Source organism: Caldicellulosiruptor hydrothermalis 108 (genome assembly GCF_000166355.1).
Taxonomy (GTDB): Bacteria; Bacillota; Thermoanaerobacteria; order Caldicellulosiruptorales; family Caldicellulosiruptoraceae; genus Caldicellulosiruptor; species Caldicellulosiruptor hydrothermalis.
This window is the reverse complement of record NC_014652.1, coordinates 1106913-1123907: the sequence shown is the minus strand read 5'-3', so window position 1 is coordinate 1123907 and position 16995 is coordinate 1106913. Positions and strand designations below refer to the sequence as shown.

Here is a 16995-nt window from a genome sequence, read left to right as displayed (position 1 = left end):
TTATCTTGAAACAGTGTTTTTACTAACAAATAACGTCCCTATCTCCTTGCCCTCTAAAATCTCTTTTACAACTGTCGGATTTTCACCGTTTGCAATAACCATAGGAATCCCATGTTGCATTGCAATTTTGGCAGCTTCAATTTTGGTCTGCATACCGCCTGTTGAGTTGACACTGCCAGCTCCTCCTGCAATGCTTTCTATATATGAGTCAATCTCAAAAACCTCTTTTATAAGCTCTGCACTCTTGTCAATTCTCGGGTCACATGAGTAAAGTCCATCTATGTCAGAAAGAATAATCAAAAGGTCAGCATCAATTATTGTCGCAACATAAGCAGACAAAGTATCGTTGTCGCCAAACTCAAGCTCTTCAATTGCAACAACGTCGTTTTCGTTCACAATTGGAATTGCACCATATTTGAACAGGTACTCAAATGTGTTCTTAACATTTAGCATCTTCTTCTCTTCATCAACAACATCCTTTGTAAGAAGCACCTGAGCAACCACAACTCCGTATTCACCAAAAAGCTTTTCGTAAATCTGCATTAAAATTCCCTGGCCAATTGCCGCGAGCGCCTGTTTTTCCTGGGTTGTTTTGTGATTTTTGGTAAGCCCAAGCCTTCCTAACCCTGATGCAACAGCACCAGATGTGACAAGCACAACGTCCCTTCCTTCATTTTTTATGTCAGAAAGAACTCTTGCAAGTTTTTCTAATCGTGAAAGATTTAACTTACCTGTTGGATATGTTACAGTGCTTGTTCCAACTTTTACAACAACCTTTTTTACATTTCCAAAGTCTCGCATTTTCCACTTTCTACTCCTTTTCTATGGTAAAATCTTTCAAGCTATTGTTAAAAATGATTTTATACTTTGAATTCTCGTCAACCACATAAAGCTGGGTTTGGATTACAATATCAATATTTATTCTGTTTAAAAGCTCTTCTTGTATGATGGAAGCAATATTTGGTATAAATCTTTTCGGGTCGTTTTCATCAAGGCTTTTGATGTATATTGGAAGCTTTCCTTGTTGGGGTTTATAAATTTCAACGTGTATGACACCTGGTGATACAGGGATGTCTGTTGGATATAAAAGTTTTACGTTATAAAGTACTTCCATAATGTCCTTCCCCCTGATAAAATTTAAGATATGAGCTGCTTATATTTATTCTATCAAATTAATGTGTACCCTTCAAAGATTTTTCTAAAAATTCTGTATTGAAAGGAATGAAGATAGAATGCGAACATTCATTGGTATTGACTTCCCAAAAAGCTTAAAAGAGCAGATTGTTGAAGTGCAAAGCTTTTTAAAGTCAATCAGTAAAAAAGGCAGATGGAAGTACATTGACAACTTTCATTTAACCCTCAAATTCTTGGGTGAGATTGAATATGAAAAGGTAGAAAAAATCAGACAGGCGCTTGAAAAAAATTTAAAAGATTTTTCCCGTTTTTCATTGAAAATCTCATCCTGTGGATATTTTAAAGGGCATGGGAACTTGAGAGTTGTGTATCTAAAGCCAGATGGCAATCTTGAAAAACTCAATAACATTTTTTCTCTTGTTGAGGATGCAATGGCGGAGGTTGGCTTTGAAAGAGAAAAAAGAGAGTACACACCCCATATAACAATTGCCCAGGATGTTGTGTTAAATGAGCCTTTTGAGAATTTTCAAAAGTATGTTGAAAGCTTTTCTTTTGATGAAATTCCTGTTGAAAAGGTCATTCTTTTTTTGAGTGAGGAGATAGATAGAAAAAGAGTCTATACACCCCTATTTGAGATACAGCTACACTGATTGCAAAATTTATTTTAGAATTTTGCAAAAGAAAGGACTGAATAACTGTGTCAAAACATTTTGCCAAACAAAGTTTAAGCGCTGTTTTCTCAAGTATTATACTATTTATATTTGCCAACGCTTTTATGGGAATAGGCGGTGGAATAAACGATACAATATTTAACAACTACATCGCTGCAAACTACAATATCTCTCCAATGGCAAGAGGAATTTTGGAGTTTCCCCGTGAAACTCCTGGTTTTTTGATTATATTCTTAATAGGCTTTTTATATTTCCTCGGTGATTTGAGGGTAAGTATAATTGCAACATCTTTGTGTTCATTTGCTCTGATTGGTCTTGGATTTTTTGCTCCAACTTTTCTGCTATTGATTGTATGGACTGCTATTTACAATACAGGAACACATCTAAACATGGTCTTGAGCTCAAGTATTGGAATGGAGCTTTCTAAAGAAGAGGAATACGGAAAAACTTTAGGTCTTATCGGTTCTGTAGCAACAGCTGCATCTATAATAGGTTATTTTATAGTTATGGTAGGATTTAAATTTCTGAATTTTTCTTTCAAGACAGCATATGTTATTGCTGCTCTGATGTATCTATTTGCAGCATTATTTTTACTGCCTGTTAAACTCCCAAGAAAACCTGAACACAAAGGATTCAAGTTTGTCATCAAAAAAGATTACTGGCTTTATTACGTGCTTTCAATCTTCTTTGGAGCAAGAAAACAAATATTTATCACCTTTGCACCCTGGGTCTTGATTAAGATTTTCAAACAACCTGTTGCAAATTTTGCGCTTGTGGGAATCATTTGTTCATTTTTAGGAATTGGTTTTAGAAATATAATCGGTAGGCTCATTGACAGACTTGGCGAAAAGAAGATACTTACATTTGACGCGGTAGTTATTTTTCTCATATGTCTTGGATATGCTGCAACTGAGAATATAAAAATAAAATGGCTCGCACTTGCCATTGCATATGGGTGTTACATCATTGACAACTTGATGTTTGCAACATCAATGGCAAGGTCAACATACATAAAGAAGATTATAAAGCATCCTGACGACCTAACTCCTACTCTTTCAACAGGCACAAGCATGGACCATGCAGTTTCAATGAGCCTTCCTATGCTATCTGGTTTTCTGTGGAATAAATTCGGGTATGAATATGTGTTCTTACTTGCAGCTTTCTTTGCGCTTGGGAATTTATATTTTGTAAGGAAGATAAAAGTTGAAAGTTAGTTACCTTTAAAATTTTAAGATATGATTTGTGAAATTTAGAGTATAATTTTATAAAGAACAAACCTATTGTGCAAACTGAGGTGAAAAACAAAAATGCCAGAAATTTGTATTTTCTACGGCTGATGAGAATTAATCCTTTAGTTTAAAATTTTTGAGGTGATTAATATATGATGGAATACTATCCTGAGGTTGTACAGGTTATTCCTACTGAGGATTACAAGGTGTATATATACTTTGATGATGGTAGCATAAAACTATTTGATGCCTCTACTCTGCTTGAAAAGGGTGAGTTTCAAAGACTCAAAGATAAAAAATTCTTTATGGAAAGATGCACTGTTTTAAATGGAACACTTGCATGGGATGTAAGTGGAAATTACGATGAAACAACCTGCCTTGACTTAGACCCACTTGTTCTGTATGAAACTTGCCCTGAGGTACAAGAGCCTACTTGGCTTTTTGAAAAGATTGAAAATGAATTCAGGCAAAAGAGTGACAAAGAAGGGGCTTTTTAAGCCCCTTTACTCTTTTTTGTCAAAGCCGGATGGAAACTGGGTTTGTTTGTACTGTGAATAGTCTTTCAAAGCCTCTTTTTTGTACCTCATGCTTTTTAGAGCCCTTTTTATCTCATCAAATTTTGCTCGAATTAAAATATTATTCTTTTCATCTATGTCCTTTATCACCTGAAGCTTTTGTAAAATGGATGATGTGAGGCTTTTGAGCAAAATGCCTGTTTCTTTGTCAATATCTGTTATCTCATCAAAACTTTTTATTCCCTTTTGAGTTTTGATGCTTTCAAACTCCTCTAAAAACTCACTGTCTATTCTATTTATTTTCTCAATCAAATCTCCTTTTTCATCAACAATCTTAGAAAGCTCATCAAAGTTGTCATTTAAAATATACTCCTGCTGCAAACTTGTGAGAGTCAAAAACCTATCCACAAGCTTTTCTTTTTCTTCAAGAAGACTTACAAGCTTATTATACATAAACCCCAGCCCTTTTTATTTATTCTTTTGCTGTCTTGCAATCTTTATTGCCTCTGCCCAGGTGTTTCGCAAATCCTGCACAATTTCAAGTGCCTCTTGCAAATATTTCTTATCTTTTTTAAGATTTGCTTGAATAAGCCATCTGTAGATAAAATCATATAGGCTCATCAAATTTTTTGATATCTCATATTGCATATCAAGGGTTGACATGAGTTCTGTGATGATATTCTCTGCCTTGATAATATTCTCATTTGCTTTGTCAAACTTTTTCTCATCAATTGCCTGCATTGCAAGTTTTATAAATCTTATACACCCATCATAAAGCATAAGCGTCAATTCTTCTGGCGGTTTTGTCATTATCATTTCCTCTTGATATCTTGCTGCTGCGTCCATAAATTTTGCCTCCTCATATTTTTGTTTATTTCTTAAATTTTAATTTGTTATTCTAAACAACTAAATATCTATAAGTATGCTTACCTGCCACTAAACTGTTGAGATAACCACGAGCTTTGAGTATTCATTTGGGCAATTAACTGCTCAAGCTGAGTAAACTGCCTGTAATATCTATCTTCCACCTTTTGCAGTCTCTCTTGCTCAGCATTCATTTGGTCAATAATGCTTCTTAGCTGCTTTCCTATAGAACTATTCGGGTCATATGTGTTTGTAAAATATGGTTTGCCAGCTTTGTCGTATATCTTCTTTAGGGTATCATTTGCAAGGCTGTAAAATCGCTGGAGAATCCCATCATCATCAATAGATTTTGTGTCGTCACCACTGCTTGTAAACAGCTTCACAAATGCATCAAAATTATTTGCTATCGCATCTCTGAGCTTAGCTTCATCTTTGATATAAATTTTTCCTTCTTTGCTTTCAAAATAGCTGTATGTTTCTATTCCTGCTTCAGATATCGTATCTAAGTTAGAAGGAAGACCTGGAACTTGTTTGTATAAGTAGTTTCGCATATTGTCCAAAAAACTTGAAAGTATAGAATCACCATACAAAAGCCCTTTTTTAGCTACATCCTCCCATTTTTGAATGTCCGTGTCCTTCATCTGGGCTTTTTGTTCTTCTGTCAGTGGCAAATAGTCTCTATTTCGCTTTTCTGTTATTTTACTATAAATTTTGCTGACAAGCTCGTTGTATTTATTAATAAAATCTTTGATATTGTTTACAATCGCATCAACATCTTTTGAAATTGAAAAAGATTTATATTGCGCACTGCCTTGAACATCCAATGTTGTTTTATTCAATGTTATGCTCATTCCATAGACATTTATTGTATTAGTGGCTGAGGTAACAAGTGATTCGTTGTTAAAACTATCTTTTATATAAACCTTTGCATCTGTGCCTGTTCCACTTGCTATTTGAGCATTATTGTTATTTACATCTATCACAGTAAAACTTACATTGCTGCCTGTCTTTTGAGAAGCTATTATAAGTTTATTTAATGTTGAGTCGTAATAAGCCTTCAACCCACCATCACTACTAAATGCCTCATTTATCGATTTTGCCAAATTAGCACCAAAAGTTGAAGTAGAATCTCCTGGATTCCAAGTAAGCTCTATTGTTTTTGTGACAGTCGAACTGCCAACTGTCAGTTCAACTTGAAGTTTTACTTTGTTCTGATCATCTTTTTTAATTGCCGTAAGATCATTCACCACAGCATTTGCTTGGGTTGCAAGCTGTTCAACTTTTATTTGATAATTCCCCTCAAGTGCGTTAGCTGTCCCTGTAACAGAAACATAACCAGAGTCAACAGCCTCTCCACTTGTCTTATACTTTACAAAGTTACTTGAAAGCTTGAGATTAAAAACATAATCTTTAAAACTCGATATAGCACTTGCTATGTCCATATAATCCTGTCTTTGCCACTCTAAAAGCTGTTTTTGCTGATACAGCTTATTATACTTTGTCTTCTCAACACTCATCAAACCCTGAATAATTGAATCTGTGTCAAGTCCGCTTGCAAGTCCACCTACTCTTGTGTAGTATTTATACATGTCATAAGGATTTGTATAGCTTGTCGAATTAGTTGAGTTAACATTCATTTTTTATCACCACCTATCTTCTCTCATCCACAAAAATGCCTGCAAGCTCCCAAAGCTTTGCAATTATATCCAAAATCTTCTCGGGTGGTATTTCTCTTATAAGCTCATTTGTTTCTTTGTCATATACCTTTACAACAATTTCATGTGTCTCTTTGTGAATAGAAAACTCAAGCCGTGTGTATTTTGCTTCAAATGCTTTGTTGGCTTGGTTTATCATCTTTAGGAGTGTATCTTCATCAAGTTCCTTTTTGTCATTCTTCTCTGTAAATTTATCATTAACTCCTTCTTTATTTATACCCTTTTCTTCCTGCAAGCTAACTTCAATATTTTCGGGTCTTGTTCTGCTGTCTTGAATCCTTGATACTGCATTCGATATATCAATGGTTTTGACTCCAATACCATCAACAACCATTATCGCTTCCCTCTCTTTTTAATCTTTCTTTTTATATTATCGGTTGTGGAAAGGGAAAAGTTTAAGGATATTGTCAGAATGACAGTGTCATTGATATTGCTGTGTAGTTTCTGATTTGTTCTCAACCTTGAATATTTTCTTCACATGCAGCTTATATACTTCATTGAGAGGTTCTTTATTGCTAAAAATTGGTTACCATTTGCTTGTTTGATTAAGATACATAAATATTACAGATGTACCTATATTTACATTTCATCTTTAGTCTTAACTGTTGGCAATAAATTAATAAATCTCGCTAAGCACAATAATGTCATAAATAAGCCTGTAATATTTTCAAAAAATATTAGATTAGCTATATTTGAATTTGTTTTATTTACTATTTTCTCTATTTCATTACTATTAAATGTTGCCACATTTAAAATATTTGATCTTATATAATCCCAAACAGTACTTTGTTGAGAAAAGTTTCCTTCAAGCTTTAAAATACAAATCATCATAGACGAATACCAAAACATTATTTCAGCAAAATTGTGAAGTAGTAATATAACCATTCTGGTTGCTGATTTTATAGAATAATCTTGATTTTTCTTCTGCGCCCTTATTCTATCAAAAAATAATACATTGAGTTGGTATATTATTATTTCGAAAACTCTCAAAATACCATAAGTTAAAATTATCCAAAATAAAAATTTAAAGCGGATATTTATGTAGTAGGTTAGTATAACAGCCAAAAATGTATAGAAATAAATTTCCTAATACCCATGCATCAACAAAAAAATAACTTGTATTTTTTGTTACTTTTCTGAGCCAGTAGAATATTGAAACTCTGCTTAGATAAGAAAATATCTTTTCCCAGAGGTCTGCTACAAACGTTTCTATAGAATTTTTACTCATATAAACCACCTCGCCAAAGTCAATTTTTAATTTTTGATATTTTCCTAATCAATTTTCCCGTCTATTACTTTTTTCAAACGGCTTTTGCCTTTTTGCTATATATTGACAAAGTTTAGAAAAAAATTTACGTTTGTTCTAAGATGAGAAATAGAAAATTTTAAACTCTGAGTATTACATTTGATTCGTCTTGTGGTAAAATATTTTTAAACATACAATACGTATTAATCTCTAAAAACTAAATTCTCACAAACAAACCAAGGCTATGGTCCAATGACTATAAAGGAGGAAACTTTTCTATGGATACTTCACAAATGATATTCGATATAATCTTGAGTTTGTTTTTTTCTATTTCTACTGATACATGGTGCTTTTTTATAATTGTTGTAGCTACTGGGTTGTTTGTTGTTTCAAACTTTATTTTTACATACAAAGTGGAATCACACAAATGGATAAAAGTAAATTTCGTTTGTAAAAAACTAAAGGAAATTACTAACAAGATAACAGTTAATGCAAATAACGCAGAACTATCGTTAGATGACGTTGACAAAATAATAGATTCATGTAACGAGGACATAATAATTTCTCTCTGGAAAAAATATAGAGAAAATTCCAAATTCAGCCCAGAAGAAAAGATTGATAAGCACTTTAACAAAGCAAATTTAATCGATGCTCTTACAAACAGAAGGTTAGCCGAAGCAACACCTGGATTGCTAACAGGTCTTGGTATTTTAGGAACATTTGTTGGACTTGGAAAAGGATTAAGTGATATTAACATTGCAACCGGTGAGGCTATGAAAAGCAGTATAGAAAATCTAATGATTGGTTTGAAACTAGCTTTTTATACATCAATTGTAGGCATATTTTTCTCTCTAGTCTGGACGTTAGCAGATAGAATACTTTTAACCTCACGAGTCAGGATCATACACCAATTTCAGCAGGTAATCAAAGATATAGTCGGAGAAGAAAATAAGAGTTACATAAAAGAAATACATGATTTGTTGGAAACTCAAACATCATTATTGAAAACGATAGCAACTGATATATCAACAGAGCTTTCGAAGGTATTAACAGATAAGATAAACAATGAAATTCTACCTCAGCTTTTTTCTTACAATGATGAACTCTATAAATCAATCATTGAGCCTGCGATAAATAATATTGCAAGCGTGATTGAAAACTTCTCAAACGTGGCGTCTCAAACTCAAGTTGAAGGAATTTCCAAAATTGTTGATAAATTTGTAAATGAGATGTCTGGTGCTTTGAGTTATAAATTTCAAGAACTTGCCGCCACAATTGATAATATTTGCACCTGGCAGCTTACTCTAAAACAGTCTTTAGATGACTTCATAAAGTCTGTCATTGAAACGACACAAAATCAAGTAAAAATCAGCACAGTTTTTACAGATATTCTGAATAGTTTAACTTCGAATCTTAAGGTAATTGAAGAGGTAAACAACAAAGCCTCAGAAAATCTCGATTTTATAGTAAAAGTCCAAGATACTTTTGAAAAGCAACTAGAAATGCTCAGTATAGAATTAGAGAAGATCAAAGAAGAGTATTACAAACTTGTTGAAAAGATTGAAAATACAGATGAAGAAATCAGTATGAAAATATCAAACTTCCTGGACTCTGTAAACAAAGTAGAAAATACAATAAAAGACATAAGCGCCTCATTGACATATATAAGCGACGCAATAACCGCATCATCTCAAGATTTTATGCAAAGAGTAAATGATGGATTAAAAACGGGACTAAATTATATCGATTCGGAATTAGAAAATATTACAAATTATCTGTTTCGCCTATTAAGTTCTATGCATGATATGGTCGAGGATTTAGATAGGTCACTGAAAAACTTCTACGATAGTTTCAACAAGACGTTAGTAGCTATAGAAACACTTTCAAAAAAGAATTAACAAGAAAATCGGAGGGATAACAAATGCAGGATTTTGAAGACCATGAAAAACCTCATGATTATTGGATGTCATACTCAGATATGATGGCTGCCTTGATTTTGATGTTCATCCTGTTACTCATGCTCTTGATATTTTCCTATTCAGAAATACTGCAAGCCAAAATAAAAGAAAGGGAAAAATTAACTGAAAATCTCAAAAAAACAGAACAAAAATTAGAATCAATTGTGGGAATAAGAAAAAAAATTGTAGAGGATTTAATTAAGGAATTCAAAAATTCTAAACTCTCGCTAAAAATAGACCCTCAAACAGGCGCAATTACATTTTCCGAAAGTGTGCTATTTGAATATAACAGCTACAACCTTACACAAAATGGAAAGAAATTCTTGCAGCAGTTCATTCCCAAATATATTGGAATTTTATTATCACCACAAAATAAAGACAATATATCGCAAATTATAATTGAAGGTCACACAGATAACAGAGGTGATTACCTATATAACCTTGAATTATCGCAAAAAAGAGCTTTTGAAGTAGTGAGATACATTCTAAGTAACCAGTTTCCTGATTTTCCCCAGAAACAGTTGCTCAAAAAATACATAACATCAAATGGTCGTTCATTCAGCCAATTGATATATAAAAACGGCAAGGTCGATCAAGATGCTTCAAGACGTGTTGAGTTCAAATTCAGACTCAAAGAGGAAGAAATGGTCAGACAAATGGAACAAATCCTAAAGGGTGCATCAAAATGAAAAAAATAAATATACCAACACTTGACTTCTACCCTTTTAAATTAAGCATTGCAAGAAGAAATATGGAAGCAACCATAGAAAAAGTTTTGGGTGAAATAGAAAATCCAGCGATATTTGAATTTGATAAAAATTTTTCGTCAGAGGTGAATAATCTCATTGAAGCACTGAGTAAAATTACATCGGACTATGATCTCCTAGAATTTTCATATAAAATTAAACTCAGGCATGTTCGCCTTCTCTTATCTTACTTATCTTCGAATTATGACAAAATTGAACATACTGCAAGAATCAACATAATAAAGCTGACATGGCTTAACCCTAAGATATCGCTTTTTAAACAATTGTGGTCCACTTTCCAGACATTATATAGTGAACCTGCTATAATGTATGCTTTAAAATTCTACTTTAAAAAATTTGACCACCTAAATAAGCTAATAGGTATAAGTGAACGTGAATTCTTTTTTATAAAACAGTGGATTGACAGCGGAGCCGAAATAAACAAATTTGTTGAATTTATAATAAAAGAAAATATTTCACTTGTTAGTATAAAAGAAAGATTTTCTATCAAAGATGACAAACCTTTATTCATAGAGCTATGTTGGAATGTTGCCATAACTGCAAAATCCACACACTTTTTTAGTGATACAAACAACATAAAATACATCTGTGACATGCTTGAGAAAACAAATTCGATAGAAAAATTAGCACAGTTTTACAATCATTACCTTACTGTCTTGGATATAGAACACTGCGACAGACAGATACTTGAAATCTTAGTTGATAGGTTTGGTGAACCTAATAAGCCCAAGGTAAACTTGTTTTGGAATTTGTTAGATGAAAATGTAAAGCAAAAACTGTTAATGTGGTTAAATGAACAAAAACTTTTGCTTTTCTTCAGTGATGACAATGAGAGATTTAGTTTTTGGAAACGATTTATTAAGTATATGGAATATGTATATCCTGATAGACAAAATTACAGAGTTTTTATGTACTTCAAAAACATCGTGGTAATAGAATTCGGTAACGTGGGAAATGCAATCTATGCATATTCTAAAGATTATTTCAAAAGCGCATATGAAGTATATATAAGTTTAGATAAGTCTAACGATTTTTTTAAAGACAAAAACACCTGCTTATTCAGAATTACTCACCAAACAAATTGGAAATACAAAACATTTCTATGCTTACGATATTATGAAAACATTGAATAAAGGTGGGAGATGACTCATGTTTTTCTTTAATCTTTTCAAAAAGTCTATCTCTACTGAGATAGATTATTGTAAAGATGGTATTATCACAACTATTTTCTTAAATTTTACAAACAAGAAAAGACAAAATATTTCACTACCTTTTGACAAAAACCATATTATAACGAAATATCTGAAGAAACTAACAAGTGATTCATACCAGAAATTGATAATTCTGCAACAATTATGGAACGATGAAATAATTCAGCCACATAAAGAAAATGCATATATCATCTCATATGATAGCTTGTATAAAATAGAGAATCAGGATAGAATACTGACCAACTTACCAAGAGACATCAAAAATTTAAAAATAAAGATACGTACTGAAGGTATTTTCACTTCTGTTGATTTTAGGCTTAAATATGATTTATATCTTTCCAGTGGTAAGAAAATTGACAAATATCATATTATAGAAAATGTTTTGTTTTTTGATAACAAGGCATATCTAATGGAAAAGCATGTGTATGATTTGATTTCTATTGTAAACAAAATCAATCAAGAAAAATCAAAGGAAATGTTGGCAGAATATATAAGTCTACTGCAGTCCAAAGCAAAGTCTGAAAATGTTATTCTCGAAGATTACTTAAAAAACGAGGAATACTTGTATGTAGATGAAGTTGATTATGTAATCAAAACACCGAATAAAGACGAAATTGCAATTGAACCTGTTATTATTCACCAAAGTGAAAAAACACAAGAAATTAATCACATTTTTCATAGCAAAGATGAATATCTTGAAAAAGTCAAAACAATTCCAATTGGGTATCGAAGAATTAGAATCTTTTCCAGTAACAATGCTGTGGAAAAATTCAATACCATAAAAAGGCTTCCCAAATTCAAAGGACCCGAAATTCCAAAACTGATTGAAACCCCCCATTTGTTTTTGCCCGACTGGATAGATATAGACGAATTCAGTAAAAGGGTTAAAGAAATTGGTATAAAAGTTTATCATATAAAGCCAATTATAAAGCTAAATAAAGACACAAAAACAGGTTTATTCGACTTAGTAGGAGAAATTAAGTTTGAATCATCTGACAACCAATATTCCGAAGATGTTCAGATTGACGAAATCTTACCTATTTTAGAGTTATCAAATGATGAATACGTAAAAATAGGCGATAAATGGGTTAGAAATAATTACAATGATATTAAAAATTTCAAAACAAAAATTGAGGAAATAAAAAGCGTATATGAAGAAACAGGTTTTAAAATACCAGAAAGTGAAATTAAATTCGTATTAGAGATATTTGATAATATAGCTCATCTTGAATACAGTGAAACAGTTATCAATTTTAAACTCCAACTCACAAAAGAAGAAGTAGAATTCATCAGACCAAAATTCATCAGTGAAAATATTGAGATTAAAGAATTTCAAAAGGAAGGTATCAATTGGCTTAAAACACTGTACAAAAACTCTATTGGCGGGATACTTGCTGACGAAATGGGCTTAGGAAAAACGTTTCAAGTCATTGCTTTTTTGGCATATTTAAAGGAAATTGAAGAATTGAAACCATCGCTAATCATTGTACCCAATACATTAATAAAAAACTGGTCTGACGAAATAGAGAAATTTGCTCCGTTGCTGAAAAACAATCTTTACATTCACCACAATAATAATAGAATTAGAAAACCAGAAGAAATTGCAAAAAACGACATTGTTATAACAACGTATGACACGCTTGTGAAAGACCAGATCATTCTTGGTAAGATAGATTGGAAAGTTGTTGTGTGCGATGAAGCTCAATACATAAAAAATCCTGACGCTTACAGAACAAAAGCCACAAAAGCACTCAAAGCAAAAACAAGAGTAGCTTTGACAGGCACACCACTTGAAAATGGACTAAGCGAGTTTTGGTGCATTATGGATTTCGTTCAACCAGGTTTATTGGGCTGTTATCATAATTTCAAAGAGAGATTTGAAGATCCAATTGTTAATTCAGATAGTAATGATTCTGAAAAGTTAATAGAGGGACTTTTATCAATAATTAAACCTTATTATCTCAGGCGAACAAAGGATAAAAATCTTCATGGACTTCCGAAAAAATTCGTAATTTCTCACCGTATCGAAATGACAGACTATCAAAAGATGCTATACAGTAAAATTATAGCTGATTTCAAAAAATCCGAAAATAAAAAGCAAATTCTTCTTGATACTCTTCATAAGCTAATATACGTATGTGATTTTCCAGAAATATCAAACGACGATATACACAAGAAGAATATCAACAAAGTGGTCAAAGAGTGCGCAAAGGTGAAAAAACTAATTGAAATACTTGATGAAATAAAGCAAAAAGATGAAAAAGCTTTGATTTTCACAAAGTTTAAACCTGTCCAAGCAATGCTTTCATCTATAATCCAACAAAGATATGGCTTGTTTGTCAACATCTTGAATGGTGAAATACGGGATAGCTCTCGCCGCAAACAAATAATTGACAATTTTAATCAATCAGCAGAATTTAATGTTTTAATCCTCAACACACAGGTTGGTGGCATAGGGCTCAATATTACCTCCGCAAACCATGTGATACACTATACTCGGGAATGGAATCCTGCAAAGGAAGACCAAGCAACAGACAGAGTTTACAGAATTGGTCAGCAAAAAGATGTCAACGTTTACTACTTAATTACAACTGCTCCTGACTTGGTCAAAAAGACAATCGACGAGCACATACATGACCTACTTCAAGCTAAAAAAGAATTGTTCAAAGAAGTAATTGTTCCAAACAAATTTGAAATATCACTTGAAGAATTAGAAGAAGTATTAGATTTGGATAGTTTTGTTGAGGCTAAGTGTTAACGTTAGGCATTGAGTTTGATTAGTTGTTCTGTTTTAATCATATAAATTCTTTTGGTTTACACCATTCTCAAAGAAAAGCTTTCGCAATTGAGCGTGAAATTTGTTGAACTACAAGAGTATGGCTTAATTTTGTTCTCTGTAATGGTCACCATTTGCTGACACAGAAACTTTTGTCTTGCTTCCAATCTTTGGAAGGCTCTGGAATGAATTATTCTATCCTTAATTTATTAGTAGTATCTCTAACATTAAGCCATACAAGTTTACTCCATCCCACACATAAATAATTCTTCCTAAATTTTATTCCCAATAATTTTATCCATTAAATTCTCAACATTTATATTTACATAACCCTTATACTTAAAAGGAGTATGGAAATATTTAAACTCTGGTAAATTTTTGTCCTTTTCTGAAAGTATAGGATTATCAACTGGCCAAGGAATTCCTACACTATCCCATCTTATTCCAGTATCATGTTCTTTTGAATATACATTTGTAACATTATAAATTACTATTGCCTTTTCACTCAAAACACAGTAACCATGTGCTAATCCCTCGGGAATATATAAAATATTAGATTTTTCTGCGCTTAGATAAAAAATATCATACTTACCATAGGTTGGAGAACCCTCTCTTAAGTCTACAACAACATCCATTATCTCTCCCTCAACACAACACACAATTTTAGCTACTTCATAAGGTGGTAATTGAAAATGTAAACCCCTTATTACATTTTTGTGAGAAATAGTAAAGTAGCTTTCTTTTATACTTGTGTTAAGCAATATGCTACTATAAAAATCAGTATTATAAATTTTTACAAACATACCACGTTGGTCTTCTTTTATATCAGGGATAAATTCAAAACAACCAGGAATTATCGACTTATTTACTTCTTTAAACATCCAACATACCCTCCTGATAATATATAATAAGTATCAAAATTTTTGAAGCTCTTTACTAAAAAGAATTTTCAGCCCATCTCTTAATTTTACTCTTGGTTGCCAACCAGGCAAAATTTTGTAATTCATCCAAGGAGAAAAAAACTCCCTTTCTCTATATGGTAAAGCCCCCCATCTAACTTTTAATTTATCTCCTGTAATTTCATTTATCATTCTAACCACTTCTTGCAAAGTATAGTTTTCATTGGATACAACACCAAAGCACTCGTTTTTTAAATTTTGTTTATAAATAATTTCTGCAGCATGTAAATACGCCAATACAACATCATCAATATATACGAAGTTCATTACCTGTTTCCCTGGTGACATGTCCAAAACTTTGCCACTTAAATATGCTTCTCTTAACAAATTTATAATTTTCTTTCTTCTGTCTCCTGGACCGTATGTATCCGTCAATTCCAATGTAATCACATTTAAATTATATGTTTCTGTATAAAATTTCAAAATATCCTGAAAAGCTTTTTTAGTTGCTGCATATAAATTTACAGGATTATATTCTTCATTATTGTAATGCAGCCATGAAGTTCATGTATTAATTAAATACTTTACTTTATTTTTTATCATTGACTCTAAAATATACACTCCAAACCTTATATTACTATTAATCAAATCATCTATATCATCTGAGGTATGGTTGTGAAGAAATCGTGCTGCTAAATGAAAAATTATATCTGGTTTTTCAGTTGATAGAATTTCGTCAATTTCTTTAAACGAATCTTCAATTTGGTATAATTTAATCTTGTCTTCTATATCTCTAACGTAATCCATATTACTTGTCTTCCTTTTTATTCCTATAACTCGGCATGTCATATTATTGACTATATACCTTGCTATATTAGAACCTATATATCCCGTTATCCCTGTAATAAGAACCTTTCTGTACCACACACAATATCACTCCAAATATTTTTTAGCATATTCTTCATATTTTTTTATTTGGGTCAAAGAATATTCAAACATATCTTCAGTTTCTTTGAAATAAAAAGCTTTGTACCATTCAATAGTTTCTTTAATGGATGTATATATATCATAAACAGGATACCAGTTCAGTTTTTCAATTGACTTACTGATATCTAATTTCAAGACATTTGCCTCTTGAAAACTATTTTCTTTTTCAATCTTAACTTCTAAATTATTCCAATATTTTTTTACTTCCTCCACAATATCTATAACTTTGAGTAACCTAAAACTTAAAGGACCAAAATTCCACGCTTCACTATACTTTTCTGGTTCTTTTTGCAACAGATGCGCCAATTTTAAATATCCAAGTAATGGCTCTAACACAAATTGCCAAGGTCTCGTTGCATTAGGGTTCCTTATCTGAAGAGGCTTATTATGCATTATCGCCCTAATGATGTCGGGCATAAGCCTATCTTCAGCCCAGTCTCCTCCTCCTATAACATTGCCTGCTCTTACTGAAGCGACACCTACCTTACTTTTTTTAAAATAACTTGCTCGGTATGCTGAAACTATTAACTCAGCACACGCCTTGCTTGAACTATACGGATCTACTCCCCCCAATGAGTCAGTCTCTCTGTATGCATAAACCCACTCTTTATTTTCATAACACTTATCAGATGTTACTACGACTATAACTTTTACACTTTCTGTTAATCTCGAAGCTTCTAATACATTTACTGTACCCATAATATTGGTCTCATAAGTATAAGCAGGCTCCATATATGATCTTTTTACAAGTGGTTGTGCTGCTAAATGGAATACTATCTCCGGTTTATATTTCTTAAAAACATTAGAAAGAGTCTCATAATCTCTTATATCGCCCTCAATACTAACAATCTTGTCCCTTAATTTACAAATTTCAAATAAACTTGGCGTTGTTGGAGGCTTTAACGAATAACCAATTATCTCTGCACCATATTTTAGTAACCACATAGTGAGCCAAGAACCTTTAAACCCAGTATGACCAGTTATCAATACTTTTTTTTTGGAAAAACTATTTAAAAAGTTCAT

The 16995-nt window shown here is 32.3% G+C and carries 16 protein-coding genes and 1 pseudogene; 7 read left to right on the top strand and 10 right to left on the bottom strand.

All coding sequences use genetic code 11. The annotated features are described in order from the left end of the window. On the bottom strand, positions 1–801 hold the full coding sequence (gene proB, locus CALHY_RS05605; protein ID WP_013403011.1) for a glutamate 5-kinase: 801 nt from the start codon (positions 799–801) through the stop codon (positions 1–3). A gap of 10 nt (positions 802–811) precedes the next feature. Beyond that, positions 812–1114 carry a hypothetical protein gene (locus CALHY_RS05600; RefSeq protein ID WP_013403010.1) on the bottom strand — a complete coding sequence of 101 codons (303 nt, stop codon included), beginning with the start codon at positions 1112–1114 and terminating at the stop codon, positions 812–814. A 118-nt stretch (positions 1115–1232) separates the two neighbouring features. Between CALHY_RS05600 and thpR the strand changes: the two genes are divergently transcribed. The 3 genes from thpR (at position 1233) to CALHY_RS05585 (ending at position 3531) form a co-directional block, all read left to right on the top strand. Next, a complete protein-coding gene (gene thpR / locus CALHY_RS05595; RefSeq protein ID WP_013403009.1) occupies positions 1233–1784 on the top strand; it encodes an RNA 2',3'-cyclic phosphodiesterase in 552 nt (183 codons plus the stop codon). A gap of 47 nt (positions 1785–1831) precedes the next feature. Beyond that, positions 1832–3019 carry an MFS transporter gene (locus CALHY_RS05590; RefSeq protein WP_013403008.1) on the top strand — a complete coding sequence of 396 codons (1188 nt, stop codon included), beginning with the start codon at positions 1832–1834 and terminating at the stop codon, positions 3017–3019. 170 nt (positions 3020–3189) lie between these two features. After that, entirely contained in the window at positions 3190–3531 is a 342-nt protein-coding gene (locus tag CALHY_RS05585; RefSeq protein WP_041723122.1) for a DUF2442 domain-containing protein, read from the top strand. A 6-nt stretch (positions 3532–3537) separates the two neighbouring features. Here CALHY_RS05585 and CALHY_RS05580 read toward each other — a convergent pair whose 3' ends face one another. The 5 genes from CALHY_RS05580 to CALHY_RS13665 all read right to left on the bottom strand — a co-directional run bounded on the left by CALHY_RS05580 (position 3538) and on the right by CALHY_RS13665 (position 6959). Then, the gene (locus tag CALHY_RS05580) at positions 3538–4002 is read right to left on the bottom strand and encodes a flagellar protein FlgN (RefSeq protein ID WP_013403006.1); all 465 of its coding nucleotides are present in this window, start codon (positions 4000–4002) and stop codon (positions 3538–3540) included. 15 nt (positions 4003–4017) lie between these two features. Then, a complete protein-coding gene (gene fliS / locus CALHY_RS05575; protein WP_013403005.1) occupies positions 4018–4395 on the bottom strand; it encodes a flagellar export chaperone FliS in 378 nt (125 codons plus the stop codon). 80 nt (positions 4396–4475) lie between these two features. After that, a complete protein-coding gene (gene fliD, locus CALHY_RS05570) occupies positions 4476–6050 on the bottom strand; it encodes a flagellar filament capping protein FliD (RefSeq protein ID WP_013403004.1) in 1575 nt (524 codons plus the stop codon). A 13-nt stretch (positions 6051–6063) separates the two neighbouring features. Beyond that, the gene (locus tag CALHY_RS05565) at positions 6064–6462 is read right to left on the bottom strand and encodes a flagellar protein FlaG (protein WP_013403003.1); all 399 of its coding nucleotides are present in this window, start codon (positions 6460–6462) and stop codon (positions 6064–6066) included. Between the two features lie 245 nt (positions 6463–6707). Continuing rightward, a complete protein-coding gene (locus tag CALHY_RS13665) occupies positions 6708–6959 on the bottom strand; it encodes a hypothetical protein (RefSeq protein WP_158304229.1) in 252 nt (83 codons plus the stop codon). 693 nt (positions 6960–7652) lie between these two features. Between CALHY_RS13665 and CALHY_RS05550 the strand changes: the two genes are divergently transcribed. Genes CALHY_RS05550 through CALHY_RS05535 form a run of 4 tightly spaced genes read left to right on the top strand, consistent with a single transcriptional unit; the run spans position 7653 to position 14068 of the window. Continuing rightward, on the top strand, positions 7653–9272 hold the full coding sequence (locus tag CALHY_RS05550) for a MotA/TolQ/ExbB proton channel family protein (protein WP_013403002.1): 1620 nt from the start codon (positions 7653–7655) through the stop codon (positions 9270–9272). A 23-nt stretch (positions 9273–9295) separates the two neighbouring features. Next, complete coding sequence (locus tag CALHY_RS05545; RefSeq protein ID WP_013403001.1) at positions 9296–10021, top strand: OmpA family protein; 726 nt, start codon at positions 9296–9298, stop codon at positions 10019–10021. Then, positions 10018–11232 (top strand): hypothetical protein, encoded by a 1215-nt coding sequence (locus tag CALHY_RS05540; protein ID WP_013403000.1) that lies wholly within the window; start codon positions 10018–10020, stop codon positions 11230–11232. The genes CALHY_RS05545 and CALHY_RS05540 overlap by 4 nt, the downstream gene beginning before the upstream one ends. 16 nt (positions 11233–11248) lie before the next feature. Then, a complete protein-coding gene (locus CALHY_RS05535) occupies positions 11249–14068 on the top strand; it encodes a DEAD/DEAH box helicase (RefSeq protein ID WP_013402999.1) in 2820 nt (939 codons plus the stop codon). Between the two features lie 290 nt (positions 14069–14358). On the opposite strand, the gene rfbC is transcribed toward CALHY_RS05535, so the two are convergent. The 3 genes and pseudogenes from rfbC to rfbG all read right to left on the bottom strand — a co-directional run bounded on the left by rfbC (position 14359) and on the right by rfbG (position 16995). Continuing rightward, on the bottom strand, positions 14359–14967 hold the full coding sequence (gene rfbC, locus CALHY_RS05530) for a dTDP-4-dehydrorhamnose 3,5-epimerase (protein WP_013402998.1): 609 nt from the start codon (positions 14965–14967) through the stop codon (positions 14359–14361). 33 nt (positions 14968–15000) lie between these two features. Then, positions 15001–15912: pseudogene (locus tag CALHY_RS13865) on the bottom strand (NAD-dependent epimerase/dehydratase family protein). Between the two features lie 6 nt (positions 15913–15918). Then, positions 15919–16995, bottom strand: a complete 1077-nt coding sequence (gene rfbG, locus CALHY_RS05520; protein WP_013402997.1) for a CDP-glucose 4,6-dehydratase — start codon at positions 16993–16995, stop codon at positions 15919–15921.